The 25,586-nt window shown below is 64.1% G+C and carries 31 protein-coding genes and 2 tRNA genes; 3 read left to right on the top strand and 30 right to left on the bottom strand.

Going from position 1 to position 25,586, the window contains the following annotated elements; genetic code table 11:
• Positions 1–47: 47 nt before the first annotated feature.
• Positions 48–1,505 carry an aldehyde dehydrogenase family protein gene (locus DUGA2_RS11580; protein WP_286162306.1) on the top strand — a complete coding sequence of 486 codons (1,458 nt, stop codon included), beginning with the start codon at positions 48–50 and terminating at the stop codon, positions 1,503–1,505.
• A 59-nt stretch (positions 1,506–1,564) separates the two neighbouring features.
• On the opposite strand, the gene DUGA2_RS11585 is transcribed toward DUGA2_RS11580, so the two are convergent.
• The gene (locus DUGA2_RS11585; protein ID WP_070269431.1) at positions 1,565–2,146 is read right to left on the bottom strand and encodes an FxDxF family PEP-CTERM protein; all 582 of its coding nucleotides are present in this window, start codon (positions 2,144–2,146) and stop codon (positions 1,565–1,567) included.
• Positions 2,147–2,463: 317 nt separating this feature from the next.
• Between DUGA2_RS11585 and DUGA2_RS11590 the strand changes: the two genes are divergently transcribed.
• The gene (locus tag DUGA2_RS11590; RefSeq protein ID WP_070269432.1) at positions 2,464–4,401 is read left to right on the top strand and encodes a CocE/NonD family hydrolase; all 1,938 of its coding nucleotides are present in this window, start codon (positions 2,464–2,466) and stop codon (positions 4,399–4,401) included.
• A gap of 126 nt (positions 4,402–4,527) precedes the next feature.
• On the opposite strand, the gene DUGA2_RS11595 is transcribed toward DUGA2_RS11590, so the two are convergent.
• The 26 genes from DUGA2_RS11595 to DUGA2_RS11715 all read right to left on the bottom strand — a co-directional run bounded on the left by DUGA2_RS11595 (position 4,528) and on the right by DUGA2_RS11715 (position 23,813).
• On the bottom strand, positions 4,528–4,941 hold the full coding sequence (locus DUGA2_RS11595; protein WP_070269433.1) for a DUF6691 family protein: 414 nt from the start codon (positions 4,939–4,941) through the stop codon (positions 4,528–4,530).
• Positions 4,941–5,366 carry a YeeE/YedE family protein gene (locus DUGA2_RS11600; protein WP_070269434.1) on the bottom strand — a complete coding sequence of 142 codons (426 nt, stop codon included), beginning with the start codon at positions 5,364–5,366 and terminating at the stop codon, positions 4,941–4,943. The genes DUGA2_RS11595 and DUGA2_RS11600 overlap by 1 nt, the downstream gene beginning before the upstream one ends.
• A 61-nt stretch (positions 5,367–5,427) precedes the next feature.
• Positions 5,428–6,132, bottom strand: coding sequence for a hypothetical protein (locus DUGA2_RS11605; RefSeq protein ID WP_070269435.1), 705 nt, complete (start codon positions 6,130–6,132; stop codon positions 5,428–5,430).
• A gap of 52 nt (positions 6,133–6,184) precedes the next feature.
• Positions 6,185–6,577 (bottom strand): DUF1353 domain-containing protein, encoded by a 393-nt coding sequence (locus tag DUGA2_RS11610; protein WP_083296292.1) that lies wholly within the window; start codon positions 6,575–6,577, stop codon positions 6,185–6,187.
• Positions 6,574–7,041 (bottom strand): glycoside hydrolase family 73 protein, encoded by a 468-nt coding sequence (locus DUGA2_RS11615; protein ID WP_070269436.1) that lies wholly within the window; start codon positions 7,039–7,041, stop codon positions 6,574–6,576. The genes DUGA2_RS11610 and DUGA2_RS11615 overlap by 4 nt, the downstream gene beginning before the upstream one ends.
• Positions 7,038–7,259, bottom strand: coding sequence for a hypothetical protein (locus DUGA2_RS11620; RefSeq protein WP_168167780.1), 222 nt, complete (start codon positions 7,257–7,259; stop codon positions 7,038–7,040). Before DUGA2_RS11620 ends, DUGA2_RS11615 begins: the two co-directional genes overlap by 4 nt.
• A gap of 63 nt (positions 7,260–7,322) precedes the next feature.
• On the bottom strand, positions 7,323–7,775 hold the full coding sequence (locus DUGA2_RS11625; RefSeq protein ID WP_141753236.1) for a hypothetical protein: 453 nt from the start codon (positions 7,773–7,775) through the stop codon (positions 7,323–7,325).
• Positions 7,776–7,777: 2 nt separating this feature from the next.
• Complete coding sequence (locus tag DUGA2_RS11630; RefSeq protein ID WP_070269439.1) at positions 7,778–8,032, bottom strand: hypothetical protein; 255 nt, start codon at positions 8,030–8,032, stop codon at positions 7,778–7,780.
• A 12-nt stretch (positions 8,033–8,044) separates the two neighbouring features.
• Complete coding sequence (locus DUGA2_RS11635) at positions 8,045–9,763, bottom strand: hypothetical protein (RefSeq protein ID WP_070269440.1); 1,719 nt, start codon at positions 9,761–9,763, stop codon at positions 8,045–8,047.
• Positions 9,764–9,771: 8 nt separating this feature from the next.
• Complete coding sequence (locus DUGA2_RS11640) at positions 9,772–10,086, bottom strand: hypothetical protein (RefSeq protein WP_141753237.1); 315 nt, start codon at positions 10,084–10,086, stop codon at positions 9,772–9,774.
• A 9-nt stretch (positions 10,087–10,095) separates the two neighbouring features.
• On the bottom strand, positions 10,096–10,935 hold the full coding sequence (locus DUGA2_RS11645) for a hypothetical protein (protein ID WP_070269442.1): 840 nt from the start codon (positions 10,933–10,935) through the stop codon (positions 10,096–10,098).
• Between the two features lie 63 nt (positions 10,936–10,998).
• Complete coding sequence (locus DUGA2_RS11650) at positions 10,999–11,577, bottom strand: hypothetical protein (RefSeq protein ID WP_070269443.1); 579 nt, start codon at positions 11,575–11,577, stop codon at positions 10,999–11,001.
• The gene (locus DUGA2_RS11655) at positions 11,577–12,695 is read right to left on the bottom strand and encodes a baseplate J/gp47 family protein (RefSeq protein WP_070269444.1); all 1,119 of its coding nucleotides are present in this window, start codon (positions 12,693–12,695) and stop codon (positions 11,577–11,579) included. Before DUGA2_RS11655 ends, DUGA2_RS11650 begins: the two co-directional genes overlap by 1 nt.
• A 3-nt stretch (positions 12,696–12,698) precedes the next feature.
• Positions 12,699–13,064, bottom strand: coding sequence for a phage tail protein (locus DUGA2_RS11660; protein WP_070269445.1), 366 nt, complete (start codon positions 13,062–13,064; stop codon positions 12,699–12,701).
• Entirely contained in the window at positions 13,061–13,735 is a 675-nt protein-coding gene (locus DUGA2_RS11665) for a phage baseplate assembly protein V (RefSeq protein WP_070269446.1), read from the bottom strand. Before DUGA2_RS11665 ends, DUGA2_RS11660 begins: the two co-directional genes overlap by 4 nt.
• 14 nt (positions 13,736–13,749) lie before the next feature.
• Complete coding sequence (locus DUGA2_RS11670; protein WP_070269447.1) at positions 13,750–14,868, bottom strand: phage late control D family protein; 1,119 nt, start codon at positions 14,866–14,868, stop codon at positions 13,750–13,752.
• The gene (locus tag DUGA2_RS11675; RefSeq protein ID WP_070269448.1) at positions 14,865–15,836 is read right to left on the bottom strand and encodes a hypothetical protein; all 972 of its coding nucleotides are present in this window, start codon (positions 15,834–15,836) and stop codon (positions 14,865–14,867) included. The genes DUGA2_RS11670 and DUGA2_RS11675 overlap by 4 nt, the downstream gene beginning before the upstream one ends.
• 5 nt (positions 15,837–15,841) lie before the next feature.
• Positions 15,842–17,659, bottom strand: coding sequence for a hypothetical protein (locus DUGA2_RS11680; RefSeq protein WP_141753238.1), 1,818 nt, complete (start codon positions 17,657–17,659; stop codon positions 15,842–15,844).
• A gap of 23 nt (positions 17,660–17,682) precedes the next feature.
• A complete protein-coding gene (locus tag DUGA2_RS34790) occupies positions 17,683–17,817 on the bottom strand; it encodes a hypothetical protein (RefSeq protein WP_268878369.1) in 135 nt (44 codons plus the stop codon).
• 35 nt (positions 17,818–17,852) lie between these two features.
• A complete protein-coding gene (locus DUGA2_RS11685; RefSeq protein ID WP_070269450.1) occupies positions 17,853–18,212 on the bottom strand; it encodes a hypothetical protein in 360 nt (119 codons plus the stop codon).
• Positions 18,213–18,276: 64 nt separating this feature from the next.
• On the bottom strand, positions 18,277–18,714 hold the full coding sequence (locus DUGA2_RS11690) for a hypothetical protein (protein WP_008447387.1): 438 nt from the start codon (positions 18,712–18,714) through the stop codon (positions 18,277–18,279).
• Positions 18,715–18,772: 58 nt separating this feature from the next.
• Entirely contained in the window at positions 18,773–20,641 is a 1,869-nt protein-coding gene (locus DUGA2_RS34195) for a phage tail sheath C-terminal domain-containing protein (protein WP_071658894.1), read from the bottom strand.
• 64 nt (positions 20,642–20,705) lie between these two features.
• The gene (locus tag DUGA2_RS11700) at positions 20,706–21,545 is read right to left on the bottom strand and encodes a hypothetical protein (RefSeq protein WP_070269451.1); all 840 of its coding nucleotides are present in this window, start codon (positions 21,543–21,545) and stop codon (positions 20,706–20,708) included.
• 154 nt (positions 21,546–21,699) lie between these two features.
• Positions 21,700–22,302, bottom strand: coding sequence for a DNA-binding protein (locus DUGA2_RS11705; RefSeq protein ID WP_229212287.1), 603 nt, complete (start codon positions 22,300–22,302; stop codon positions 21,700–21,702).
• A gap of 13 nt (positions 22,303–22,315) precedes the next feature.
• Complete coding sequence (locus DUGA2_RS11710; protein WP_229214667.1) at positions 22,316–22,936, bottom strand: hypothetical protein; 621 nt, start codon at positions 22,934–22,936, stop codon at positions 22,316–22,318.
• Positions 22,863–23,813 (bottom strand): DUF1376 domain-containing protein, encoded by a 951-nt coding sequence (locus DUGA2_RS11715; RefSeq protein WP_070269453.1) that lies wholly within the window; start codon positions 23,811–23,813, stop codon positions 22,863–22,865. Before DUGA2_RS11715 ends, DUGA2_RS11710 begins: the two co-directional genes overlap by 74 nt.
• A gap of 42 nt (positions 23,814–23,855) precedes the next feature.
• Here DUGA2_RS11715 and DUGA2_RS34455 point away from each other — a divergent pair, with 42 nt between their 5' ends.
• Positions 23,856–24,599 carry a LexA family transcriptional regulator gene (locus tag DUGA2_RS34455; protein ID WP_141753239.1) on the top strand — a complete coding sequence of 248 codons (744 nt, stop codon included), beginning with the start codon at positions 23,856–23,858 and terminating at the stop codon, positions 24,597–24,599.
• 201 nt (positions 24,600–24,800) lie between these two features.
• Here the strand turns inward: DUGA2_RS34455 and DUGA2_RS33440 are convergent, their stop codons facing one another.
• The 3 genes from DUGA2_RS33440 to DUGA2_RS11735 form a co-directional block, all read right to left on the bottom strand.
• Positions 24,801–25,232 carry a hypothetical protein gene (locus DUGA2_RS33440; RefSeq protein ID WP_141753240.1) on the bottom strand — a complete coding sequence of 144 codons (432 nt, stop codon included), beginning with the start codon at positions 25,230–25,232 and terminating at the stop codon, positions 24,801–24,803.
• A gap of 71 nt (positions 25,233–25,303) precedes the next feature.
• Positions 25,304–25,380: transfer RNA gene (locus DUGA2_RS11730), tRNA-Arg, on the bottom strand.
• A gap of 72 nt (positions 25,381–25,452) precedes the next feature.
• Positions 25,453–25,529 (bottom strand) — tRNA-Pro (locus tag DUGA2_RS11735).
• Between the last annotated feature and the right edge of the window lie 57 nt (positions 25,530–25,586).

Genomic DNA, 25,586 nt, shown 5'->3' on the forward strand with positions numbered 1-25,586 from the left:
AAGCACTTGCTTGCTGCAAAAATAGCAGCAATAATGATCCTCCAACATTGACCACAGCGGGGACGGCAGCCATGAACGAAGCGGACGTGCAGCAGATCAGAGCGGCCTTCGACGCCCAGCAGGCCACCGCGCTGCGCTGGCGCGCATCGGCCGCCGCCGAGCGCATCGTCCGCGTCAAGCGCCTGCGCGACGCGATGATGGCGCAGCGTGCGGCGTTTTACGCCGCCTTCGAGAGCGACTACCGCAAGTCCCCGGCCGAGGTCGAAGCGTCAGAATTCCTGCCGGTGATGGAGGAAATCCGCCAGGTGCTGGGCGCGCTCAAGCGCTGGATGAAGCCGCGCCGCCCATGGCCCACCACCACCATGCTCGGCACCTACGCGTCGGTGCAGTACCAGCCGCGCGGAAGGGTGCTGATCATCGCGCCGTGGAACTATCCGCTGAGCTTGTGCTTCGGCCCGCTGGTGTCGGCGCTGGCCGCCGGCAACACGGCCATCGTCAAGCCATCGGAGATGACACCGGCCGTGTCGGCCCTGATGGCGCGCATCATCGCCGACGTGTTCCCGGCCGACGAAGTGGCGCTGTTCGAAGGCAGCCAGCCGACCTCGCACGCCCTGCTGCAGCTGCCCTTCGATCATATTTTCTTCACCGGCTCGCCGTCGGTGGGCAAGCTGGTGATGACCGCCGCCGCCCAGCACCTGGCCAGCGTGACGCTGGAACTGGGCGGCAAATCGCCGACCATCGTCGACGAGACCGCCAACCTGCAACTGGCGGCGGAAACGCTGATGTGGGGGAAGTTCCTCAACAACGGCCAGACCTGCGTGGCGCCCGACCATGTGTACGTGCATGCCAGCGTCAAGCCCGCCTTCGTCGCCGCCTGCCGCCAGGTGCTGCTGCAGCGCTACGGCGCCGACGCGGCGGCGCAAAAGCGGAACCCCGACCTGACGCGCGTGGTCAACCAGCGCCATACGCAACGCCTGGCGGGCCTGCTGGCGGACGCGCTGCAGCGCGGGGCCGTGGTGCATACCGGCGGCGAGGTCGACGAGGCGCAGTGCTACATTGCGCCGACGCTGATCGAACAGATACCGGCCGGCGCCGCCATCCTGTCGGAGGAAATTTTCGGACCGCTGCTGCCCATCATCGAATACCGCGAACTGGACCAGGTCATCGCCGCCATCAACGCCGCGCCCAAGCCGCTGGCCTTGTACGTGTGGAGCACGCGCCAGGCCAATATCGACCAGGTGCTCAAGCAGACCAGCTCCGGCGGCGCCTGCGTCAACCACTGCGTCACGCATTTCGCGCACGGCAATCTGCCTTTTGGCGGCGTCAACAATTCTGGCATGGGCAGCGCGCACGGCGAGTACGGCTTCAAGGCTTTCTCGCACGAACGCGCGGTGCTGCGCGCGTCGCCGCTGATGCTCATCAAGCTGTTCTTCCCGCCCTACACCTCGGGCCGCCTGCGCCTGATACGCATGGTGGTCGACTCGTTGAAGCTGCCGATGCTGTAATAAAAAAACGCGCCTGAGTTCGTAGTCTCAGGCGCGTTCCGGTGCAACCAGGCGAAGAATTACGCCTTGCTGTTTTGCTTGCGACGCGCAACGACGCCCAGCAGCGCCAGGCCGGCGAACATCATGCCGTAGGTTTCCGGTTCCGGAACCGCGGCGATCGCAATGGTCAGGTCCGAACCATAGGAACCGCCGCCATTGCCCACCACCAGGCCGTCAACTTCGATCGCGTATTTGCCTGCGCCAAGACCCAGCGCGCTCAATTCCCAGTTGTCGGTCGGGTGCAGGCCGCCGCCGGTGGTGTTGACGCCGGAGTAGGTGTGAATGACAGCGCTGCCGGCAGCATTGTATTGGAGCAGCGTGAAGCCGGTGATCAGCAAGTCTTTGACAGTGCTCGATTTCAGGTAGCTGGAAGTGAGGGAGCCTGACGAGTCCGACGTCGAAGTCAGTTCAAAATTGTAGAAGTCGCTGAACAGGCTGCCAGCGTTCAGGCCGCTGAAGTTGTTGCCGAAGTGGGCGTTGTAGCCGCCATCGCCATCGGCCGCCAGATTGACCGTCACGTTTTTCCCCAACGCGAAAGCGGACGAGCCGAACAGGCTGGCGCCGACCAACAGCGAGGCAAGCATTACATTTTTGATTTTCATTTTTTTTCCGTGGAGTAGATAGTTGAGCAATTGTCGTTACCGAAAACATTTATTCGGTGCAAGGAGAATAATTTGATATCCCCTGGACAACTGTACGATCCCTCACACAACTTGAAATTTGTAAAAAAGTGCAACCGCGATTGAAGATCCGGGTTGTTAACAAATTCTGTGGATAAGGCTGTTAACAAAGGAAGGTCGGCGTGGACAAGTCGCTGATTTAAAAAGGAAAATATTCGTTGCGCAAATTTGTCGCAGCTAAAGTTATCCACTGGCATTACACTAGGCGGGTTTTGACTTCTTCATCCAACAAGGAACTCATGAAACCCCGTCTTACCGCCCTTGCCCTCGCCCTGATGCTGGGCTGCCTCACCATCCAGGCCAGCGCCGCCGATGCCGGCGCGTCGCCGAAATACAGCCTGCGCGAGCACTACACGAAGTACGAGTTCCGCATCCCGATGCGCGATGGCGTGCGCCTGTTCACCGCCGTCTACGTGCCCAAGGATGCCGGCAAGACCTATCCCTTCCTGATCCAGCGCACGCCTTACAGCGCGGGCGTGCAGTCGGGCGGCGAGCTGCACTATGGCGTCGACTTCTACCCCGAGCACATCGGCCCGTCGCAGGACTTCGAGAACAGCGGCTACATCTTCGTCAAGCAGGACGTGCGCGGACGCTATATGTCCGAAGGCAAATGGGTCGAGATGACGCCGCACCTTGCGCCCAGCCGCGCCAAGGGCCAGGGCAACGAAAGCGAAGACATGCACGACACCGTCGAGTGGCTGCTGAAGAACGTCGCCAACAACAACGGCAAGGTCGGCATCCTGGGCACCTCGTATCCGGGCTTCTACACGTCGGCCAGCATCATCGATTCGCATCCGGCGATCAAGGCGGCGTCGCCGCAGGCGCCCGTCACCGACCTGTACATGAACGACGACTCGTATCACGGCGGCGCCTTTATGCTGGCGGCGAACTTCGATTTCTACTCGGCCTTCGTGGAAGCGGAAAATCCGACGCCGCTGCCGAAAACCTGGGACCGCTTCGACTACGGCACCGCCGACGGCTACGAGTTCTTCCTCAAGCACCTGACGCTGTCCAACATCCTCGGCACCATGTCGGCAAAACAGCGCGCGCTGCTGCAGCCGACCATCGAGCATTCGACCTACGACGAATTCTGGAAAACCCGCAACATCGCGCCGCACCTGAAAAACATCAAGGCCGCCGTGCTGACCGTCGGCGGCTGGTATGACGCCGAAGACCTGCAAGGCCCGCTGACCACCTACAGCAGCATCAAGCGCAACAATCCCGGCATCTACAACGGCCTGGTGATGGGCCCGTGGTCGCACGGCGCCTGGGGCCGCGCCGACGGCAAAACCCTCGGCTACGTCAAGTTCGACGCCAAGACCGGCGAGCAATTCCGCAGCAATATCCTGTATCCGTTCTTCGAGCAGCACCTCAAAGGCGTGGCCAACAAGAACGTGTCGGAGGTGTATGCGTTCGAGACCGGCAGCAATGTCTGGCGCAACTACGCCGCCTGGCCGCCCAAGCAAACGCAGGCGCGCACGCTGTTCCTGGGGCCGAATGGCACGCTGGGCTGGAAGCAGCCTGCGGCGGGCGAAGCCTACGATGAATACGTGGCCGATCCGCGCAAGCCGGTGCCGTTCACGGCCTATCCGGCACAGGGTGCGCCGAAGGAATACATGGTCGGCGACCAGCGCTTCGCGTCGTCGCGTCCGGACGTGCTGACCTATCGCAGCGAGGTGCTGGAAGAGGACGTCACGCTGGCCGGGCCGGTCAAGCCCAAGCTGTTCGTCTCCACCACCGGCACCGATGCCGACTGGGTCGTCAAGCTGATCGACGTTTATCCTGCCGAGTATCCGGGCGGCGGCGACGACGAGGAGCGCGGCCCCGACGTGCCGAAACCGACGCTGACCATGGCAGGCTACCAGCAACTGGTGCGCGGCGATCCGCTGCGCGGCAAGTTCCGCAACAGCTTCGAAAAACCGGAGCCGTTCACGCCGGGCAAAGTGGAGGCCGTCAACTACGCGATGAGCGACGTCAACCACACTTTCCGGCGCGGCCACCGCATCATGGTGCAGATCCAGAGCTCGTGGTTCCCGCTGGTGGACCTGAATCCTCAAACTTTCGTGGACATTCCAAAGGCCAAGCCCGAGGACTTCCAGAAGGCTACGCAGCGCGTGTATCACGCGCCGGCGATGTACTCCGGCGTCGAGGTGCAGGTCATGCCCGGCTTGCGCTGATTGCTTGAACGCCCGGGTTGTTAACAAATTCTGTGGATAAGCTTGTTAACAAGCCGGACTGGACAACGCTAAGCCACTGTTTTAAAAGCAAAATAGACCGCTGCGCAATTTTGTCGCAGCGGTAACTTATCCACCGCGCCGGCGTTCGAATAACTCGAAAATCCCCATACCGGCCAACATCGCCAGCACGAAAAGAAACGCTTTCGGCAAGCCCATGCCGAGTCCCACCAAGGCCGGGCCGGGACAAAAGCCCGCAATTCCCCAGCCTGCGCCGAATAATATCGACCCGATTACCAGACGGCGATCGATTTTAGTTGCAGTGGGTAATTTCAGTTCAGTGCCGAGCAAAGTCGTTTTACGACGGCCGGCATATAAAAACGCAAAAAATCCCACCGCGATGGCGCCGCACATGACGAATATCAGCGAAGGATCCCATTTTCCTGCCAAATCCAGAAAACCGAGTACTTTGGCGGGATTGGCCATGCCCGAAATAATCAAGCCGAGGCCAAATAGCAGTCCACTCAGAAATGCGATAACCATTATAAGTGCCTTATCAAGTAGACAGTAACAAAGCCGGCCGCCATGAAAACGATGGTCGCCGTGATGGAACGCGGCGACAGGCGGGATATTCCGCAAACGCCATGTCCGCTGGTACAGCCGCTACCGTATCGGGTGCCGATGCCGACCAGCAGTCCGGCAATGATTAATGCTCGGGTATCCGCCTCAGCCTGAATCTCGGGCCATGCGTAAAATACGCCATAGGCTATCGGCGCCAATATCAGCCCGAAAATAAAGGCAGCACGCCAGAGAATATCGCCGCGTGCGGGCCGCAATAATCCTCCCAAGATACCGCTGATGCCGGCAATTCGGCCATTCAGCAAGATCAGCATCGCGGCCGCTGCGCCGATGAGTATGCCGCCCAGCAGCGCGGACCATGGCGTGAAGTTCAGCGTGTCTATCGTCATCCGCTGCTCCTACGGGCGTGCGCCAGAAAGCGGCGCGAACAAGCCAATTGTTGGCATAATTTTACTCTCCCAGCAGAGCCAGAGACTCCAGCCAGGCCGGTTTCCAGGGGCGCAGGTCCGGCTGGGTGGCGAAGGCCTTCTTCAAATGCGACATCGGTACGCGATAGACATCGTTTAATCCCAAGGCCAGCGTTACCGGATTCCACAGATGGGTATTCTTCCCGGCGCGCGAATTCTTTCTGACCCGCGCACCGTCATCGCCGAATATACCGATGCCGCTCGCCAGCGACTTTTCCCAATCCAGCTTGGCCATGCCGCCGAATACGCGCAGCACTTCTTCCTTGGTAATCCCTTTGAGAATTTCCTTCGGAGGCGCCGCGACAACTTCTTCTTTCGGGTTCAATATATTTTCCAATACATTGGCTATATCCCGATGAAAGAAACGCAGCGCATCCAAAGGCATGGTGATACCCGGCGGTTTCAGTTTGAAGACTATCTTGTCCGAATCGCGCGTCATACGGATTAATACGTCGCTGCTGCCGGCGGCAAGCCGCTGGGTATCGTCGATAAAGAATATCGGTGCGGGATAGCGGGTAATTCCCTCGGCAAATAAGCCGGCATATTCCTCCGAATAATCCAGCCAGACATGGGGAGTCAAGCCTGCCTCCAACAAGCGCGCCAGGTTCCATGGCGTGCCGGTCTGTTCACTTAACCAGGAACAGGTTTCTTCGGTGGTCGCATTGTTGGGCAGTGGGCCGGATGTCATTTTCTTCTTTCAGAATTTTCGGATGCAGCAGTGTACCAATAATATGCGCGCTTTAAGCGGCGCCGTCCGCCCTCCATGACGGCGTGCCGCCGATTTTGACGCCCAGATAAATACCCAGGCGGCGCCAGGCCGGAATGCCGTCGGCCTCCGACGCCTCGCGCAGCACGCGGTTGGCGGTGGCTTCGTCGCACACCTCGTGGTGATGGTAGAGCCAGTCGTGGATCACGGCCGCCTTGTGCGAGGTGTCGCCGAACAGCAGGTACAGCACCGGCAGGCGCGGCACGCTGGCGTAGTCGGTCAGGAAGCCGGCTTCGACTTCGATCACCCGGCCGAGGATTTCAGATTGATAGCGGAACGGCGCCATCACGCGCCAGGTGCCGCGTCCGCCGGCGGCCAGGTCGTCGACGCACTCGGTGATCAGCGGGGTCAGGAAGGCGGATTTCATGGCGCCTCCGGACGGTCAAAGATGGACAGTTGGCGGCCGCGCATCACGGCGATCAGCTTGTCGGCGTATTGCGGATCGGTGGCGTAGCCGGCGGCGGCCACCGCGCGCGCGAACGCCTCGCCGCCGCGGCAGGAAAACGCCGGCTTGTAACGCGGGTTGGCCAGCAGGAAGGCGGCGTGGTCGTCGATGCAACCTTGCCAATCCGGATACTTGCGCCAGCGGGCGGGCTGCATCTGCCACTGGCCTTTGAGGAATTCGCGGGTCGGCATCAGCAGCACGTCGCCGCGCCAGGACGGATCGGCCTTGACGCCGAACAGGTTGCGGGCTTGCAGCGCCAGCTGCGACGCGCCCCAGCCGGACTCAAGTGCCGCCTCGGCGAGCGCGAAGCTGGCCGGTACCCGGGTGCGGGCGGCCGAGGCGCGGGCGGGGGGGCCGATGGCGGCGATGAAGTCGGCGGGGGTCATGGCAACTCCCCTTCCGACTCGGACGTGATCTTGCCGGTCTTCCATTCCTTCCACATGTGCCAGCACTTGTGGACGATCATCAGGCCGACGTAGAACAGGGTCGCCAGGTGGACCAGTTCCGGCAGCGTGATGCCGATGTATTCGGCGCCGACGACGGCGATGGGCGGCGCGGTCTTGGCCAGCATGGCGGCGCCGGTTTCGATGGTTTCGTGTGTCATGCGCATGTTCTCCAGGCATAAAAAAGCCACCCGAAGGTGGCTGTGGTGTTGAACGTTGGCTCTTTACTGCGGGATGCCGGCCAGGATCTGCTGCACCCGCTCCGGCGACGCCAAGATTCCGCCGCCGGGGCCGGGCGACGCCGGCTTGGCCAGGTAGGCGATGATGTCGCGCACCGAGGCCAGGTTGGGGTCGGTCGGCTTGTCGAGCTGCACCGACAGCTGGTACATGGCCCAGAACTCGGCGACCATCGGGTCTTTCGAGGCTTTGATGGCGATGCGTTCGGCGGGGGTGAAGGCCATGTACACGGTCATGGGCGTGAGCGGCGGCAGCGCGGTCGACGGGGTGAAGACTGGAGCTTCATCGACTAGCTTGCAGCTCCAGCCTATATCCACCGGCAAATCGTCCATCAGCTGGTACTGCTGCGTTCCCGCGATTGTGGAGTGGATCGCCACGGCGGGTACGGCGGCATAACCAATTCCAACGACCAGACTCTCTTTTACGAAAATCAGTTTCATGATTAAGACCCCTCCAATACGGAAACGGAACAACATACATAGGTAGCGACGGAAATCACCACAGTCTGTCCGGCGCCGATGAAATGGCTGAAGGCTATATTCGTGCCGGGAGTGCAGTACACCGTAGCAACGCCATTGATCGATAACGCACCGTTACCGCCATATGCGGAAGCCGTGATCATCAGCTTCGCGTCGACAGGCGCCGTATAAGCGAGGGTGCCCGAATTGGCCATCGCCCCGATAAATCCTGTTGTCATATATTTCTCCGCTTAGTTAATTTGACGGCGAGACTGCGGCGGCTGCGCGCCGGACAGAATCGCTTGATTGCCGACTACTACCATGCGCTGCCCCGGCGGCGAACCGGCGTTGGCGTCCACGGCGTATGGTTGGCTGAAGCCCAAGCGCAGCGTTGCGTTGCCAGTTATCTGGACCGGCACCGCCCCGCCTTGGGCCGCGCTGGCGGTGGCGACGCCAATCGGCGTTTGCGCCTGCCGGTAAGCGAAGTGCCCTTCGACGACGACCTGTGTCGGTAGAAAGCTCGCGATGAGGAAAGACATCGTATTGGCGACCTGATTGGGGAACGTCACAGGCAGCACGCGTATCCCCACGGGGGAGGCAACGTTTCCGGCGATGCTGGACGTGGCAACGGTGTTGATGAAAGGGCCGACTGGGGAATTCCCATACTTCAGATACGAAAGAGTCGCCCCAAGACCGCTGTATAAAATCACGCTGTCATTACCGTAAGCGACAGCAACAGGCGCGACGCCACTGGTTCCGGTCGACAGCGCATTGCCACCCACCATGCTGATCAAGGCTGCGCCGGCAGGCGTCAATACGTGACCGGAAACCCCCGTCGCCGAGCTGTTGCCGGTGTAGGCCAAAAATACATTTCCGGAAGACAGCAGGACAGGCTTCGCAAGCTGAGTCGACCATCCCGGACTGGGATCTATCGTGGTGTTCGTGCTGCCGAGTTGTAGCCCGGCAGCAGTGAAGACATACACATAAGGATTCTGACCACTGACGACCTCCGCCGCCATCCAATTTCCATTGGCCAGGGCCACCGCCTGCAACTGGCCATAACCAGATACCTGACTGCGTCCATTGACGGTCGTGCCTTGCTGCACACCTGCGGCATTGAACGTGGCGTAGCGCGCGACACACGGCCCCCCACTCCCCGACGAGAACGCAATGCCAAAACCGCCGCCGGTGAGTTGTACTATGCTTGTGGTGAACGATGCCGGCCCCCCGCTCAATTGCGCTGCGAGTGGGGCTGCGGCTAGCACCGTAGCACCGCCCGGCGTGAACACGCCCATATACGGAATCTGGCCGGCGCCTCCAAACAGGTCGGCGACCATCACGAAGTTGCCGTTCTGCAGGCCAAGCAGTGCCATGACTTCGTAAGAGCCGGTGCCGACCTGGCCACCGCTGCCGAATCGTGTCGCTGCGGTCGTGACATTGCCAACGTTATCGTAAATCGTAAAGTAGGTGTTGTAGCTGTTTGCCTGGCTGGCGGTCGAGATCACAAAACCGCCGCCAACCAGCGCGCAAAGACCGACGTAGCCACCGCTTGAATTGGCTTGTCCATAGGTAGGCGGCACCAGTGTCAAACCAGTAGCATCGGTGATCATGAAGACCGAGTTCCATGGCGCAGTCGCGCACCCCCAAGCGTGTACGACATTGCCATTCGACAGCACCGCCGACTTGGCGGCGGCGGGGTACGCCACTTGTTGCGGCGTTAACGTCAGTGCTGTAACGCTCACCGCACCCGTCAACCCACCGGTGAGACCGGTCTGGGAAAACACCGGCCGCAATGCGGCCCCCGCGCCAGACTTGGCCGGGTCGGTGGCCCAGTACGCCAAGCCATCGCCCCCCTGGGTGATGATGTCGCCTTGCTGCACCGCTTCGCCGGCGATCAGCGTGGTAGTGATGGCCGGCGTGGCCGACGATCCGCCGGCGCCGCCGGAATTACCTGATAAAAAACGTCCCATGATTGCTCCTATCGTCCATGTACGCGCCAGCTCACCGTGGCCGCGCTGTTAAAAATCGTCACTACCTCGCCAGTTGCCAGGGCATAGCCCGTCAGCTCCAGCTTGCCCCCAGCCGGGATCACCAGATCAGGCGGTTCGATGTAGTCGGCATTCGGAATTGGCGACGGTGCGACCACCGCCGCCGAAATACCCACCCGCACCGTCACCGCGTTAATCTGATCGCGGTTCACGGCTATCAGGTTGACCGTCATATCGCCAGGCATGGTGCCCAGCGTGGTATAGGTCGCCGCCGGGGGCGACGCTTTTGCTACATAGCTTGCCATGTTGTCCTCTTAGAGTTGGCCGTAAAAATACATGTCAGAAACCTGCACCTTGTTGTTATTGCTGATGACCGACAGCAGCGACGTGTTGACGCTGCTGACCGCCGCCGCCACGAAGGCAGAACTGGCCGCCTTCTGGCTGCTGTCGCCCGGCGCCGGCGTCGGTACCGTCGGCGTGCCGGTGAAGGCCGGGCTGTTGAGCGGCGCGGCCTGCGGCAACGCCAGCGTCAGGAACGGCGCCCCCGCCACCGGCACGATGTTCGGCGCCGGCACCGTGGTCATGCCGTAGTCCACCTGCACGCTGTAGGCGCCGATCCAGCCGGCGTCGGCCGTCGGCGTCACTTGCGAACCGGTGTTGGCCATCGCGCCGGCCTTGACCTGTACCGCGCATTTGCCGCAACGGATGGTCATGCTGGACGTGCCCAAACCACCCGGGCCGCTGTAGGGGATGGCCGGATTGCTGGCGTTATAAAACGGCAGCACCAGCGCACCCGTATCGACCTCCTGGAACTGCACCTGCACCAGGTAGTTGATCGACTTGCCGGCCGTGCCAGGCGCCGGCACGGGCAGCGCGATCGGGTCGGCCAGGATGCCCTGCTTGAGCACCTGGCGCGCATCGACGCCCAGCGACGAATACGGCGTCGCGTCGACCGCCGCCATTTGATACACCTGGCCGGCGGCGATCGCCGCCGTCAGGCCCGTGCCCGGCGTGCACGCCAGGCCTTGCAACACCGGCGCCGTGCCCAGCACGGCCTGGGCGAGTTTGGCGAGACCGACCATGGCGAACTTGTTGCCGTTCAAAATGTCGGTCTCGATCAGTTCCTCACCGTTATAAACAGTTGCGCGATCCATACTGCTCCTGAAAGAAAAAAGGCCGCGGGTAGCGGCCTTGTGGATAAAAAAACGCGGCAGCCCTTACAGCAGCTGCACCCAGACCGTCACGTTATGCGGCCGCACCGCGTCGATGGCGGCGTAGATGTCGGCGTCGGCGATGCCATATTGCGGCGTGCCCGGCAGCGGCCGGTACACCTTGACGAAACACTCGTAAGGCGTCGTGCTCAGCGTGCCGTAACGGCCCCGGCCGTAGAAACCGGTGGGCTGGCCATACGCGCCGTAATCCTGCGGCCGCCCCGACTCGATCAGGATGGGCGTGCGGCCGGTGATGTCCTGGCACAGCTTGACCACACCGGCGCGCGTGCCCCGCTCGCGGAAGATGTTGGCCTGGATCGCGGTCCGGTAGCTTTGGTCGGTCTGGTACGGCTGGCGCTGCAAACCAAGGCCGAAGAAGTCGCCCGCGATCATGTCCAGCCAGCCGTCGCTGGCGGTCAGCAGCCGGCTTTGCTGCCTGACGTAGGCCAGCAGCGCATACACGAAGGACCAGCTTGCCGCCCAGCCGGACAGCAAGGCGTCCAGCACCGGCGTGCTGTCGCTGAACCAGGTGGGCAGCGTGGCCTTCAGGCGGGCGACGATGTCGCCGTTGTCCCCGGCCGCCATCAGGACACCGTCACGGTCGAGAACTTCAGCACCTGCCGCGCCGTCACCGCGACGTCGGCGCTGCCGCCGTTGAGCTGCATCGCCGTCACATTGGTGACGCCGGGCGAGGTGTCGTAAGCCACCTGCGCCAGCCGGGTGTAGGTCAGCGTCTGCCCCAGCGCCAGCGCGTTGATGTAGTTCTGGATCGCGGCCTGCACCTGGCCGCGCGTGGCGACGGTGTCGTAGCCGGCAGCCAGCGTCACCGCCAGCGAGACGGCGACCGGCACGATCACCGGCGTGTACACGCCGAAGCGCGTGGTGATCGCCCGCACCGCTTCGATGGCGCTGCTGACGGCGTTGATGAAGGCCGCCGACGGCGCACCGGAGCCGTCGTCCACCACCACGTAGAAGTAGCCCAGATCGGCCGTGCCGTTGTACTGCTGGTTCTCGGTGATGGTGTAGACCGCGCCCGGCTGCACCGAGCTGATCGCGTAGCCGATCGCGGCCCGGGTGGCGCGCGACAGCGAGGCGATATAGACGACGAAGCGGGTCCGCAGCGCGGCGTCGGTTTCGGCGTCGGCGCCGCCGGAGAACGACAGCGCGTTGCTGACGGTGTCGACATACGTCACCGCCTGCGACAGCACGCTGACCTGGCCGGCGCCGGCGTTGCCCGCCGCCTCGGCGACGTTGGCGCGCACCGGCACCGTCAGGCTGGGCACGCCGGCCGCCAGCACATAGCCGTCCGCCGTCCAGGCCGGGTGGCTGGTGTCGGCCGCGACGGTGTAGCTGCGGCTGCCGTCGGCCGTGCGCACCTGCGTGCTGAACGGGATCAGCGCCTGGCTGGTCGGCGTGAAGCGGGCGAAGGTGACGGCGCCCACCGCCGGCAGGGCCGGCAGGCGCGCCAGGCCGTAGTCGGCGATCCAGCTGTCGAGATCGGCGTCGCTGGCGGTCGCGGCGCGCATCGTCGACAGCAGTTGCACCGCGATGGCCTGCAGCCACAGGCCGAGGGCGGCGTTGGTTTCCACCAGCGCGCGCAGCATGGAGCCGACGGTGAAGTCGATCAGGCTGGACGTCTTGGCCTGGATCGCGGCCACCTGGTCGGCAACCAGCGTGGAGAAGGTCTTGGTAGTGATAGTCATGGCTTACCTGTTGATGTTGAATGCCAGATTGACCGGCTGCCGGACCTCGGCATCGACGTACTGGATGCGCACGCTGATGCCGTGGTCGATGGGACTGATCAGGATGACCGGATCAGGCTGGTGTGAGACGATGGTCTCGTTAAACAATTGCTCGCGGATCAGCGCGCGCAGGCGGCCGGCGTCCAGCGTCTTGCCGATTTCCTGCGAGGCGCCGGCGCCGTAGTCCAGGTGCCAGAGGTAGTCGCCGGCGTTGGTCAGCAGGCGCCGCAGGATGCGCTGCTGGCCTTCCAGCGTGCCGCTGCTCAATGCCAGGTCGCCGGTGACGGACAGCGCCAGATCGCCGCCGATGTAGTGGGAAAGATCGCTCACACCGGTGCTCCCGTCATCCCCGGGCCGGACTGCACGCCGGGATGGGTATGGGTGCGCAGGCTGACGCCGGAGCCGCGGACGTCGCCTGCCACGGTGAGCTTGCCATCCACGCTGGCGTCGGCGCTGACAGCCAGCTTGCCGGTGATGGACGCATCGGCGCTGACGGCCAGCTTGCCGCTGATGGTGGCGTCACCGCTGAGCTTGAACGTGCCGCTGTGGTTCCAGCTCGACGCCGCCGACGTGATGCTGCCGTCGCCGTTGAGCGTGATGCTGGCGCCGTGGCCGTCGCTGAACACTGCGGCGCCGCTGTTGAGCAGCTTGAACTGCGCGCCGTTCTTGTGCACGGCCCACAGCTCGCCGCTGGGCGCCGGCAGCGGCCGCGCCTGGTCGCTGTAGAAGCGGCCGACGATCAGGCCGGCGTCCATGCTGGCCTCCTGGAATTCCAGCTGCACCGTGTCGCCCGAGGTCGGCGGGCAGAACAGGCCCCAGCCGTTGCCGCTCCAGGCGCTGGTGATCGGCAGCCAGCCGATCTCCACGCCTTCCGGCTGCAGCAGCACCTTGGCGCTGTAGGTGTTGGGGTCGTAGCTGGTGACGGTGCCGATGCGGGTGCGCGCCAGGCCCTGCCCGGCCGTCTGCGACACCAGCCGGATACTGTTGATGAGTGTGTTCATGCGAGGTTCTCCGTTCACGAGTTCGGGGTTTGGTTCTTGGCGGCCACGCTCATGCGGAAGCCGCCGTCGTAGGCGTACTGGCGCGTGACCGAGGCCGTGTAATATGCCTGGTCGAAGGCGCTGCCGGTGCCCGTCACCTGAATCAGGCTGGTGGGCATCAGCAGCACATCGCCCGGCAGTTCGGCCGACAGGCTCATTTCGTGCGCCGACAATTCCTGCAGGATGGCCTTGGCCTTGGCTTGCGCCCGGCTGGCGTCCAGGTTGGGAAAAGTGCGCACGTACTCTTGCGGCTCGCCGCCGAACGGCACGGCCACGCCGCCCTGCTGCTGCACGCGCTTGCGCTCGGCCACTTCGCTGACCGCCTGGTTGGTCTTGCTGTTGAACGACAAGACCTTGACGCGCAAATCCTTGGCCAGCGACAGGTTGCGCTGGAAGCTCAGCTCCATCGCGTTCGATGCCGCAGCGCCGCCATCGGCCGGCGGCGCCTGCCAGTGCAGCACGTACGGGTCGGCGCTCTTGGCCACGCGCGGCTCGAAATGCAGCTCGCGTCCGCGCACATAGGCCTGGTAGCCTTCGTACTGCGCCAGCTTGGTGACGATGTCCCAGTACGTCACGTCCGACGCCACCAGCGCCTTGACGATCTGGTAGTAGCCGCCGGCCGCCACCGTGGTCGGCGTCACCACCGGCGTCAGGCCCTGGGCCTTGGCGATCTGGGTCACGACGTCGGACGCCACCAGCTGGCCGCTGCTGAACACCTTGGTACGCTTGAAGTCGATCAGCCTGGCGCTGAGATCGCGGCCCGTCAGCACTATGGTGTTGGCGCCGGGGTCGATCTCGATCTCGTCGGCGCAGCCCAGCAGGAAGCTGGTCAGGTCGGACTTGCGCGGGGTGTCCGGATCGTCCGGGAAGCCCAGCAGGAACTCCAGCTCCAGCTGTTCCTGGCGCGACCAGAAATCCACACCGCGCCCGGGCGGCTGGGCCGACAGCAGCATGGTCAGATGAAAGGTGTCGGCCTGGAAGAAGGCGTTGTTGACCACCTCGAAGCTGTGGACGCCGCTCAAGGGCACGCCGTTGGCATACACCATGCCGCGCGGCCGGCTGCCGCTGCTGGTTGCTTGTGCCTGGTTGATCATTGGACGGGTGCTCCACCGGTATCCGCCGGCGACGGCGGCACCGCCACGCTCTGCACCCCTTTGACGTTGGGGTCCGTGACCTTGTTGGCCTGGGCGATGGCGATCCACTTGGTGGCGTCGCCGTAGGTTTTGGCGGCCAGCTTGAACAGGTTCTCGCCGCCGACCACCACTTTCTGCAAGGACGTCACCGCCCCCGATGCGCGCGTCAGGTTGCTTTCGATGCGGCCGACCACGGCCTGCAACTGGTGCAGGTCCGGCAGCTTGACGGCCGCGTCCAGTTGCTTGGTCAGCCTGGCGGCCTGCTGCGCGACAGGGTTGTTGGGCAGGATGCCGCCCAGCGTGGTAACAGTCTGCAGCACCGCCCCGGCCTCGGCGATCATGCCCTTGACCTGGGTGGCGACGCCGCGCACCGGTTCCAGCACGCCGTTGATGGCCTTGCTGCCGGCCTGGACGAAATCGGCGACCGACTTGATGCTGTCGTTCATCGTCTTCATCAAGCCGGTCAGTTTCGGATCGCCGACCTTGGCGGCGATGGCGCCGGCCTTGGCGACGTCGGCGCTGATGGCGGCGTTCAGGTCGGCGGCCTTGGCGGCCGGCCGCGGCCGGGTGCTGTCTTCGATCACGTCCAGCTCCAGCGTATAGCGCAAGCGGTAGCGCTGCTCGACGCTGTACTGGAAGCTCTTGACGATGACGCGGAACTTGTATTCGAAGAAGGCCAGCTGCTGCGGCTTGCCTTCCACCCGCATCAGGTCGATGGCGCGGGCGCGCTGCAGCGCCGTGGCGCCGAGGAACACGCCGCTCCATTGGATGGCTTGGTCCTCGGCGCCCATCGCTTGCACCACGCGCGCGCCGCCAGGCAGCTGGTGCGCCACCAGCTGCTGCTTGCCGCCGAGCGGGATGCTCTCCGGGATCTCAAAGTCCTGGAAGGTTTCGCTGCCCAGGGTCAGGGTAAATGCTGTGTTGGCCATGATGTCTATCCTGCGTAAGCGACCGACGGAGCGTGCATGCTGCCGTCGTGAGTGTTGGGGCCGGTTGGCGGCCGCGCCATGCGCGTGCCCGCCTCCTGGAAGATGCGGGTGGTGATGTTGCGATAGTCAAGCTTGTTTTCGACCTTGAACACCGGCGCCGGCATCGGCGGCGGCACCGGGCTGAAGGTCTGGTAAGGCACGGCGGGCGACAGCTTGACGGGTGCCGGAGTGCCCGCACGCAGCGGCGCCGAGCCGACCAGATAAGGCCCGGATGCAGCGAATGGCGGCCGCACAGCCGACTGCGCATCCGGCGTCTCCGGCTTGGGCGGCGGTTTGCGCAACACGAGGTATAACAGGCCAGCCAACGCGGCCACCAACAGGCCGATCGGTGAAACAAGCGCCCCGAGCACGACACCCACAGGCGCCAGCGCCGCCACGATGATGGTGCCCGCCGTGGCCAGCCCGCCCAGGCAGGCGGTCAGCATGCTGACCGTGCCGCCGATCGCCAGCGCGGCGGCCAGCAGGCCGAAGCCGTAGACCAGCCCCGTAGTCAGCCCCGGATACTCCTCCAGCAGCGCGCCCAGCTTGTCGAGGCCGTGCGCCAGCGACGTCAGGCCTCCGACGACGCGCGGCAGGTAGGCGCTGCCGATCACCGTCAGCAGATTCTTCCAGGCCTGCGCCGCCGCCATTTCCGCACCCTTCGGCGATTGCAGCGCACTCTGATAGGCGCCGCCGTAGCCACCGGCCTTCTGGTAAGCCTGCGCCTGGTTTTGCAGGCGCGGCTGGTTGACGATCTGGTCGCCCAGGAAACGCGCGGTCGGCTGGTCGAATTTCTTCTCCAGCAACGACGCCATCTGCTCGTTGCCGATCTTGCCGTATTTTTTGCGCATGGCCGGCACCAGCACCTCGCCGATGAACTTGTCCGGCCGGTGCGCCATCAGCCCGGCGTTGGCCGCGCTCAGGCCGGCGGGGCCGGGATGGCCCTTGCCCTGCGCCTGCAACAGGCCCAGCTGGGACAGAAAGCCCTTGGCCTTGCCGTCCATGCCGCCTCCCACCAGCGTCGCGTAGGCGGCCTGGCCGTTGGCGCCGGCCGTTTCGCCCGACGATTGCGCCATGTAGGCGGAAAACTGGCCGTACAAATATTCCTTGTCGTAGTGCTGGTAGGCTTGCTTGCCGGCCTTGCCGGCCGCAACGAATTCCGCACCGCCGACCTTGCCGCCGCTGGCGAGGCTTACCCGCGATTGCAAGTCCAGCTCCTCGCGCAGCGCCGGTGCGGAAGCACTCAGGTTGCCGCCGCGCAGCGACAGGGCCTTGGCGGCGTTGACCGTCTGGCCCTCGACCTCCTTGCCGCCGTTGGCGGCGGTGGCCGCGAAAGCGTACTGGGCAAAGTCGCCGGACAGCGCCAGCGATTGCGGCAGATCGCCCAGCACGCCATGCAGTTCGCGCACGCGGGTGATGTTGTCGGCGATGCCGCTGCCCAGCACCTGGTGCGACACGGCGGCGGCCTTGGCGTAGACGTCGGCGTTGGCTTGCGCGCCCAGGTTGAGCGTCTCGAAATTCGCCTGGGCCTGGGCGGCCTTGGCGGCTTCCTCATACGGCTTCTTGAGCTGTTCAAACATGCCCAAGCCCACGCCGGCCACGCCCTTGCCGAACGCGCCCTTCTCCTTGATTTTCTTGAACGCCTCTTCCAGCCCTGCCATGCCGGTCTTGGTCTTCCTGGCGGCGTCGTCGACGTCCTTGAGCCGCTTGGCGAGATCGATCAGCGCCTGGCCGGTCTCGGTTGTCAGCCGCAGATTGATCATTGAAATGTATGGTCCTGCCATGGGAACTCCTGTAGATCGCGCCCTTACTTCCTGGGCATCCAACGCATCGCGGCGAAATCGAATTCGCCGCCCTCTTGCTCGCCCAGGGCAATCGCCCAGGCAGTGCCGACTTCTTCCGGCAGGCTCAACGCCACATCGAACGGAACCCCGTTCTTCACCAGGTACACCACCGTGGCGAATGCGGGGTTCCGTGCTAGTTTTTTACGGCGGCCTCGGACACGGCAACGCCGGCCTGCTCCGCCACGTGGTGCATGACGGCACTGACGCCGTCCTCGCCCAGGCGCGAGATCAGCGCTTCGAGCTCGCGCTTGGTCGATGGCGGCGGCTGGTCGTCGCCGTCGATGTGCGTCACCCACAGCAGCGGCATGACCATGCCCATGTAGACCTCGTTGCGCGCCGCAGCGCCGACCGTCTCGACGATCTGGTACTGGCGCAGCACGTTCGGCTTCTTCAGGCCGATGCGCAGGCCGCCGGCGGCGACGGTGGCGACCGCATTGGCGGCCTTGACGATGTCGTCCGACACCGTCTCGATGGAAATAGTTGGTTTGTTCATTGCAGTTCCTGTTCGATAAAAAATGGCGCGCGGCCGAATGGACGCGCGCCTTGCAGCACCGGGCTTACTGGACTTTCAAGCGGCGCGAGGCCATGAATTCCAGTTTCATCTTGACGGTCTTGTCGCCTTCGCGGGCACCCAGCTCGGTCAGCTTGTAGACCACTTTTTCATAGCGGTACTGCGAGACGCCGCCGTTGGGTTCCTGGATGGTTTCCTGGATGAAGCCGTACGGCACGTTCATGCCGTTGTAGTAATTGGCTTCGGCCTGGGCCCAGAAATCGTCCAGCGTGCTGTCGAAGCGGTCGATTTCGAACGAACCCTTCCAGCCGTTGTGCGTGACCGTGTGGCGCGCTTCGCCGTCCAGGCCGGTGCGCTTTTCCTCGGTGGTGACGGGTTGGGCGTCGAACTTCATGATCGCCGTGGTGGGAATGTTCAAGTTGCCGGTGGCCGTCGTGATGACGACGCGGATGTCCTTGCCCAGGGTTTGGTTTGCTGCCGACATATGTCGCTCCAAATAAAAAAGCCGCCCTCAGGCGGCATGGATGAAAGTGAAAACCGCCTTAGTTGGCGGCCACGGTGCTGGTGCGGGCGACCTGCACCGACTGGCCGCCCTCCATATTGATCAGGAACTTCTCGACCACCGACAGGTACTGCACCTTGGCGTCCATCTGCATGTAGCCGGTGGCGATGCGCGGAACCAGGTTGTTGCTCAGGTCGCAGATGGTGGAGAAGTCCGCCACCTGGCCCTGCTGCCGCATATTGGCCAGGAAGGCGTCGACCGTGGCCTTGGCCTGCAGGCGGGTCGGATCGTCGGCACGGCTGGACTGCAAACGGCCGACGAACTTGCCCATGCCGGTGTTGAGCGTGTAGGCGATGTAGTTGGTCATGCGGGTGTAGTTGTCGCCGTTCGTGACCGGGTTGGACGAGGTGTTGTGGCCGAAGCGCGCACCGAAGTAAGCGCCGCCCGGCACCGGATTGGCGATCACATCGATGCCCGCCTGGCCCAGCACTTGCAGCTCGGCCGCCGAGTAGGCGCGGTTCTGCAGGCTGCGCTGGGTGGCGACGATGCCGTACAGCGCCTTGTTCAGGCTGGACTGCTCCGGCGACAGGTTGGCCAGCAGGCCGGCCACGAACGCCTGCGGCGAGATGACGCGGGTGATGGCGTTGACCGGATCGCTCCAGTAGACCCAGTCGCCCAGCAGCAGCTTGAACGCATACGAATCGATGTTGGCCGCCGCCTTGGCCGCCGCCGCAGCCGCCGGGGTGTCGCCCTGCGGCGTCACGCCGACCATGTAGATGCCCTCGGACAGGCCGAACGCAGCCTGCGCCGCGAAGGTGCTGATGTCGTCGCAATCGGTCAGCATGGCCACCGCCGCGCCGGAACTGCGCAGGCTGTACATGCCGGTGCGGCTGCCCAGGTCGGAACCGAGCAGCAGCGCGCCGGTGATGTTGTTGGCGCCGTCGGTGCCGCCGGCGAAGTTCGAGCTGGCATACGCCGGCACGCCGACCGCCGCGCCGGCCACCGCCGACACCAGCACCGACGCCGGACGCGCGACGCTGTTGCCGTTGTTGATGGCCGCCGCCATATTCACCCACAGCGCATTGCCGGCGCCGGGGATGTTGTCGAATACCTCGGGCGCGAAGCCCGACAGCGCCAGCGTCACCTTGGCGGTGCCGGTCTGGCTGCCGGCGGCGATGGTGGCCTGCAGGCTGTTGCCCAGCGAACCGGTGTACTTGCCGCTCAGCGTCAGCGCCGGGGTGCCGGCCACGCCGCCGGCCAGCGTGGCGCCGGACGCGGTGGCGCCCGCCACGGTGGTGGCCACGGTCAGCGTATTGCCGGCCACGCCGGGCAGCAGCGCCGCCAGGTTCAGCGTATTGGCATTGAGCGCAAAGGTGAACTTGTCGATGTTGACGTCCAGCGAAGCCTGCAGGAAGGCCAGCAGCGTCGCCAGCGTCGCGCTCAGCGAGGCGCCGATGTTGACCTGGTTGCCGACCGCGCCGCTGGCGACGAACGTCACCACGGTGCCGGCCAGCGTCAGCGTGGTGGCGGCCACCGGATTGGCGGTGAACGCCACCGAACCGGTGGCGGCGATGCCGGCCGACTGGATGGCCGCGGTGGCGGCCGTGTCGGTGCCGTCGGTCACGCGCACGCAGCGCATGCTGGCGGCGCCCTGCTGGACCGCGGCCGCCAGGGCGGTGCCCATGTCGTACTTGCGGTTTTGCAGCGAGCCGTGGATGCGCGCATAGTCGGCGGTGCTGCCCACCGGCGACGCGGAATTGACCGGGCCCCACTGGGCGGTGCCGACAATGCCGAGCACATTGGTCGGTACGCCATTCAGCAGTGACACGCTGGGCGGCACTATCTGTACGTAGAGATCTGGAACGATCAGCGCCGTGGTGTTGATGGCGCCTTGCTGTGATACCGGCATGTAAGCCTCCTAAAAATAAAAAAAGCCCGCACATGGCGGGCAAGAAAGCAGGTGGAAGACGGCGTTACGAATACAGCGTCGTCGCGCCGTACTGCCCACCTGTTGCGAACTGCATCGCGACGCCGAGCTGCTCGGCGACGATCTGGGTTGCGCTGGCACTATCCGTGATGGCGTACTCCACGGCATAGAGAATATCGCGACGGAAAATGGTGGCATTTTCCATCGCATCGTTTTGCACGCTGCGCTTGTAGCGCAAGGTGCCGCTGGTGCCGTCGGCCAGCGCGACGCGCCAGGCGCCGGCCAGCGCCACGTCGATGGCGGCGGCCAGCGGATCGCGCGCGGCGGCGCTATTGGCCCAGACCGAAATCTGGAACACTTTTTCCTGCCGGCGCAGCACGCGCATATTGCTGCCGCCGACGCCGACCCGCGCCACCAGCTTGCGCACGCCCGGCACGCTGACGACGGCGCCGACATTGCTGGCCGGACGCAGCGCATTGAGCAGCGCGGCCAGGCCGGTGGCGACGGCGGTCGGCGTATCGCCGGCGCGCACCGCGTAGACCACCGGCAGGCCGTCCGCCAGCACGGCGGCGTTCTGCCCCGCCGCCGGCGTACCCGCCACCGTCACGGTGCCGGCGCCTACCGTCAGGCTCAGCGTGGAGGCCGGTATGGCTTGCGCCATCCAGTCGCTGCAGGCCGGTTGCGTGACTCGTTCGGTGGCGGTCGGGAATACCGACACGTGGGCCTTGCCGGCGCTCAGGTCGGCGTTGAGCGTGGCGGCGTTGGGCCAGCCGGCGTAGATCACGGCGGTAACGCCCGTGACGGAGGCAGCGCCGGTACCGTTGGGATAAACGGCGGCGCTGATCGCCGCCACCAGCGCTAGTGCGACATCAGTTTGATCGGCCATGGAGTTCACCAGAAAAGAAAGGGAGGAAGCGGCGCGAGGAAAAACTGCCGCAGAAATGCAAAAACCCGCACTGGGCGGGTTTTTGACGTACTTCTTGAACTTATCAAAGTGAGACCTATTCTCTGCGTGTTTTGCGGAACGGTCAAGCACTTTTTTAAAAATCGATCATTTTTGTTTGTTGCAGCAGTTCGCCGACGGCGATCCACGCCTTGTGCTCGGCGCCGCTGACGGCCGGCATGCGGCCCTTGGCCGGCGCGCCCTTCAGCCAACGCACCAGCTTGGCGTTGTGCGCGCTGGCGGTGTCGCGATGCACGCCGCACTGGTCGGCCAGGTCGGCCAGGTTGTGCTTGACGCCGAAGCAGCGCTCGATGATGCCGCGACGCAGCAGGTAGTGCGACAGCAGGCCGGACATCTCGCCCAGCGCGCGCTCGGTCAGGAACAGGATGGCGTCGACCCACACCTTGTTCGGCTTGGAGCCGGCGCAGCAGTTGCGGCCGCAATCGCAAGGCACGGCCGGCGGCGCCACGCGCGCGATCAGGATGTGCATCAGCAGCGGATCGAGGCGGTCGAGCTCGGCCCTTATCATGCCGGCCTGGGCCGCGCCATCGAGGCCGCCCAGGCCCTTCCCTTCCCTGGTCGGTCCGGAGGCCATGCGCGCCATCATGGACTTGTCGTACTGCTGGCCGGAGAAATTGAATGCGAAAACCAGCGCGGCGTGCGCGCTGCTGAACAGTGCTTCTTCTTCGATGATGAACATAGATCTGTGCTCCTTAAGTGTTGCTGGTATTGGTTGGGTTGTTCTTCAACAGCGCCTTGATTGCCTGCAGCCGCATGCGGGCGGTGTGCACATCGGTCAGCGCCTGGCCGGGCGCCGGCAGCGCGGGCACCGGGCGCGGTACGTCGGCCAGTTCGTGCTCGTGCGCCAGCTTGGCGGTCAGGATGCGGGTCCAGCGGGCGCGGGCGTTCGGCCAGGCCAGCGCGCGCAGATCGGCAAAGGTAAATTCGACGGCGGCCCAGTACAGCGCCTTGCACGGCCAGTGGTCGTCGCCGAAGGCGCGGCGGCTGACCTGGCACTGCGCCTCGGCGAACATGGCCTCGGCATCCGTCGGCGGCCGGCACAGCTGCAGGAATTCCGGCAGCGTGGGCGGCCACGGCCGGGCCAGGCAGGCGGCCACGCCGCGCCGCACTTCGCCCACCGACATCCCGGCCAGCTTGCTGCGCCAGTTCTCCTTGACGCCGCGCACGTCGGTGCCGCGCCACAGGTCGGCCAGGCGGCTGCCGTACAGCAGTTCGAATTCCGCGAACAGGCGCTCCACGCTATCCGACGAGACGGGCTTGGCCGTCGATGGTGTGCTGCTCGCCGCCGCCGTGACGGCCCGTGAGTTGGTCAAGTACGCGCTGGCGTTCTGCATGGGTTCCTCCGAAAGATGGTTGGGCGGGCTTGCCGGGGTTGCGCACCAAGTCGCTCAAGACCGGCAGGAAATAAGCGGCGCTGAAATGTTCGCCGGGATGGGCGCGCAGCTTCTGCGCCACCACGGCGACGATGAACTCATCGTCCAGCCGCTGCAGCACCGGCGCCCAGCCCGGCTTGGCGAACAGGCCGGGCGCGGCGGCAATGCCGAGCTGGCGCAGTCGCCGGCACAGCTCGCCGATGCGGGACATGGGCGGTGGCGGAGCGTCGTCTGCGGCCTGTGCTCTGGCTGGTAAACTTTTCCCTGTCTCTGTCCCTGTCTCTGTCTCTTGGAAGGCCGGTCCCGGGGGACAGGCGCGGGACAGCGGCGCGCCGTCGTCGGCCAGGAATGCTTCCAGCGTGGGGAACGGCAAGTCCTGGCCATGGCGCTGGTTGTGCTTCTTGATGCGCGCGCACTCGGTCTTCCAGCGCTGGGCGCGCTTGGCCTGCCAGGCTTCGTTGGCCTTCTCCGCCACGATGGGGTGGTACAGGCGGCCGTCCGCGCACTTGATCCAGCCGTGCAGCGCGCCGGCGCGCAGCTTGCTCCACTCCCGGACGACGCGTCCGTAGCCGGCCAGCTGCGCCAGCACCACGTCGTCGTCGGGAATGCTGGCGGCGGGGATCTGATGCCACGACGCGCACCACAGCAGCACGGCGGCGCGGAACTCGTCGCCGCTGACGATGGCCGAGATATCGCTGTCGCGCAGCCGCAGCACATCGAGCGGCATGAAGGTGAAGTCGCGCAGGTCGCAGTCGCCCGGCGTCAGCGGCATGGGCAGGTGGTTGGAACGTGGGAAATTCGAAATATTTTTATTCATGGACACAGAATATACGCGAATGGATAGGCAATCAATACCTGAATGAATAAATTATTGCGTATTTTTATTCATGCACGTATAGTTCGTGCCATGGATATCGCAAGCAGACTCGATGAAGCTATGAAAGAGGCTGGGTTCACCACCCAGAGCGCCCTCGCGCGCGCCTCCGGCGTACCGCAGCCGACGATCAACCGCATACTCAAGGGCGTGGGCAAGAAAGGCCCGGAGACGCAGACGCTGGCCCAGCTGGCGGCGACCTGCAATGTCAGGTTCGAATGGTTGCACGAAGGCCGCGAGCCGAGGGAGCGCAGCGGCGGCGTCGAACGGGAGTATCGGCAGGTGGTGGTGGCGGATGCGGGCGATCCAGATTTTTACGAAATTCGCAAAGTGCAACTTCAGCTATCGGCAGGTATGACGGGTTTTCAGACTGTTCCAGAGATTTACGACGGTAGCAAATTAAGCGTTTCCAAGAACTGGGCCGACCGCCACGGCTACATCCCCGAACGGCTGATCGCCATCGCGGTCAAAGGCGAGAGCATGGAGCCCAATCTGTACGCGGGCGACCTGGTGATCATCAACACCGCAGACACGGCGATGGAGGATGGCGTGGTGTTTGCGGTCAACTACGAAGGCCAGGCCGTGGTCAAGCGCCTGACGCGCGACCGCGGCGACTGGTGGCTGACCTCGGACAACCAGGACCAGCAACGCCACCGCCGCAAGAGCTGCCGCGAGGGTGAGTGCATCATCATCGGGCGCGTGGTGCGGCGGGAGACGGACCGGATTTAAGGTCTCAAGCGGTGGTAGAAACTGCGGCCTCAGAGCAGAGTTCCGGCCGCAGAAATTGCAGCGCATCCAGCGGCAAGCCAAGGCGCACCGGCCCAAGCGGCGTATCGCTTGCCACCAGGCAGGTCGCAAGCAACCGGGACAAAAGAGAACGTGCGGTACGCTCGCTTCCAGGCTGGGCAACACCCTGCCCGCGAAACAAACTTACTCCGTTGCGAAGTATGCGCACTCCACCGCATCAAGCGAAATCGGCGACGAGAACGTCACAACAGCCGGCTCAACTTCGCGCACATGGCCCAGCATGTGTGCCGACACATACACGGTGCGATCCAATATCCTGCCTTTGAAATAATTGGATGCCCGTGCAAAAGCCGCGGCACGAACCAAATAGTGGACCTGGCCGGAAATCGCCGGCATGCCGATGCGCGCTGGATCAACCGCTTTCAACTTCGTCTCCCCCAATATGCGCTCGGCATTCATCAATTGCTCACCGCTGAGTCGAACCAAGGACTCAACGGCAACAGACGGAGGGACCGGCTTGATGGATTTTCCAGAGCATAAGGCATCTGCAGACATCGCTGCTCCAGAAAGCCCCAAGATCATTAAGGTCAGCAATATATTTTTCAAACTTGGCATGGCCCTATCAGCAACGCAGCCGGGCGAAACGCACCACGGCTAAAATCTGTACAGCGGGTGGAAATGGAATCTGGCCTGCCCAGCAGGAATCGAACCTGCGACCCTCAGCTTAGAAGGCTGATGCTCTATCCAACTGAGCTATGGGCAGATATATCGCGACGAGAACACGTCGCGGAAATGAAAAACGGGCTGTCTTTCGACAACCCGTTTTAAAAGTTCTTGGTCGGAGTACAAGGATTCGAACCTTGGACCCCCTGGTCCCAAACCAGGTGCGCTACCGGGCTGCGCCACACTCCGAAGACAGTATTCTAACGCCTGCCCCTCCCTACGTCAATGACAGGCAGGCGATTTATT

It is taken from the genome of Duganella sp. HH101 (assembly GCF_001758795.1).
GTDB classification, from domain to species: Bacteria; Pseudomonadota; Gammaproteobacteria; order Burkholderiales; family Burkholderiaceae_D; genus Rugamonas; species Rugamonas rivuli.

Bases quoted from the DNA above. Each gene is read 5' to 3' on its own strand.
- DUGA2_RS11625 (WP_141753236.1), bottom strand. From the start codon at position 7,775: ATGAAACTGATTTTCGTAAAAGAGAGTCTGGTCGTTGGAATTGGTTAT.
- DUGA2_RS11630 (WP_070269439.1), bottom strand. From the start codon at position 8,032: ATGACAACAGGATTTATCGGGGCGATGGCCAATTCGGGCACCCTCGCT.
- DUGA2_RS11640 (WP_141753237.1), bottom strand. From the start codon at position 10,086: ATGGCAAGCTATGTAGCAAAAGCGTCGCCCCCGGCGGCGACCTATACC.
- DUGA2_RS11670 (WP_070269447.1), bottom strand. From the start codon at position 14,868: ATGATCAACCAGGCACAAGCAACCAGCAGCGGCAGCCGGCCGCGCGGC.
- DUGA2_RS11615 (WP_070269436.1), bottom strand. From the start codon at position 7,041: ATGACCCCCGCCGACTTCATCGCCGCCATCGGCCCCCCCGCCCGCGCC.
- DUGA2_RS11705 (WP_229212287.1), bottom strand. From the start codon at position 22,302: ATGTTCATCATCGAAGAAGAAGCACTGTTCAGCAGCGCGCACGCCGCG.
- DUGA2_RS11645 (WP_070269442.1), bottom strand. From the start codon at position 10,935: ATGGATCGCGCAACTGTTTATAACGGTGAGGAACTGATCGAGACCGAC.
- DUGA2_RS11650 (WP_070269443.1), bottom strand. From the start codon at position 11,577: ATGGCGGCCGGGGACAACGGCGACATCGTCGCCCGCCTGAAGGCCACG.
- DUGA2_RS33440 (WP_141753240.1), bottom strand. From the start codon at position 25,232: ATGCCAAGTTTGAAAAATATATTGCTGACCTTAATGATCTTGGGGCTT.
- DUGA2_RS11665 (WP_070269446.1), bottom strand. From the start codon at position 13,735: ATGAACACACTCATCAACAGTATCCGGCTGGTGTCGCAGACGGCCGGG.
- DUGA2_RS11675 (WP_070269448.1), bottom strand. From the start codon at position 15,836: ATGGCCAACACAGCATTTACCCTGACCCTGGGCAGCGAAACCTTCCAG.
- DUGA2_RS11585 (WP_070269431.1), bottom strand. From the start codon at position 2,146: ATGAAAATCAAAAATGTAATGCTTGCCTCGCTGTTGGTCGGCGCCAGC.
- DUGA2_RS11700 (WP_070269451.1), bottom strand. From the start codon at position 21,545: ATGGCCGATCAAACTGATGTCGCACTAGCGCTGGTGGCGGCGATCAGC.
- DUGA2_RS11595 (WP_070269433.1), bottom strand. From the start codon at position 4,941: ATGGTTATCGCATTTCTGAGTGGACTGCTATTTGGCCTCGGCTTGATT.
- DUGA2_RS11590 (WP_070269432.1), top strand. From the start codon at position 2,464: ATGAAACCCCGTCTTACCGCCCTTGCCCTCGCCCTGATGCTGGGCTGC.
- DUGA2_RS34195 (WP_071658894.1), bottom strand. From the start codon at position 20,641: ATGCCGGTATCACAGCAAGGCGCCATCAACACCACGGCGCTGATCGTT.
- DUGA2_RS11605 (WP_070269435.1), bottom strand. From the start codon at position 6,132: ATGACATCCGGCCCACTGCCCAACAATGCGACCACCGAAGAAACCTGT.
- DUGA2_RS11620 (WP_168167780.1), bottom strand. From the start codon at position 7,259: ATGACACACGAAACCATCGAAACCGGCGCCGCCATGCTGGCCAAGACC.
- DUGA2_RS11635 (WP_070269440.1), bottom strand. From the start codon at position 9,763: ATGGGACGTTTTTTATCAGGTAATTCCGGCGGCGCCGGCGGATCGTCG.
- DUGA2_RS11655 (WP_070269444.1), bottom strand. From the start codon at position 12,695: ATGACTATCACTACCAAGACCTTCTCCACGCTGGTTGCCGACCAGGTG.
- DUGA2_RS11680 (WP_141753238.1), bottom strand. From the start codon at position 17,659: ATGGCAGGACCATACATTTCAATGATCAATCTGCGGCTGACAACCGAG.
- DUGA2_RS11685 (WP_070269450.1), bottom strand. From the start codon at position 18,212: ATGAACAAACCAACTATTTCCATCGAGACGGTGTCGGACGACATCGTC.
- DUGA2_RS11715 (WP_070269453.1), bottom strand. From the start codon at position 23,813: ATGAATAAAAATATTTCGAATTTCCCACGTTCCAACCACCTGCCCATG.
- DUGA2_RS11610 (WP_083296292.1), bottom strand. From the start codon at position 6,577: ATGAAATCCGCCTTCCTGACCCCGCTGATCACCGAGTGCGTCGACGAC.
- DUGA2_RS11690 (WP_008447387.1), bottom strand. From the start codon at position 18,714: ATGTCGGCAGCAAACCAAACCCTGGGCAAGGACATCCGCGTCGTCATC.
- DUGA2_RS34455 (WP_141753239.1), top strand. From the start codon at position 23,856: ATGAATAAATTATTGCGTATTTTTATTCATGCACGTATAGTTCGTGCC.
- DUGA2_RS11600 (WP_070269434.1), bottom strand. From the start codon at position 5,366: ATGACGATAGACACGCTGAACTTCACGCCATGGTCCGCGCTGCTGGGC.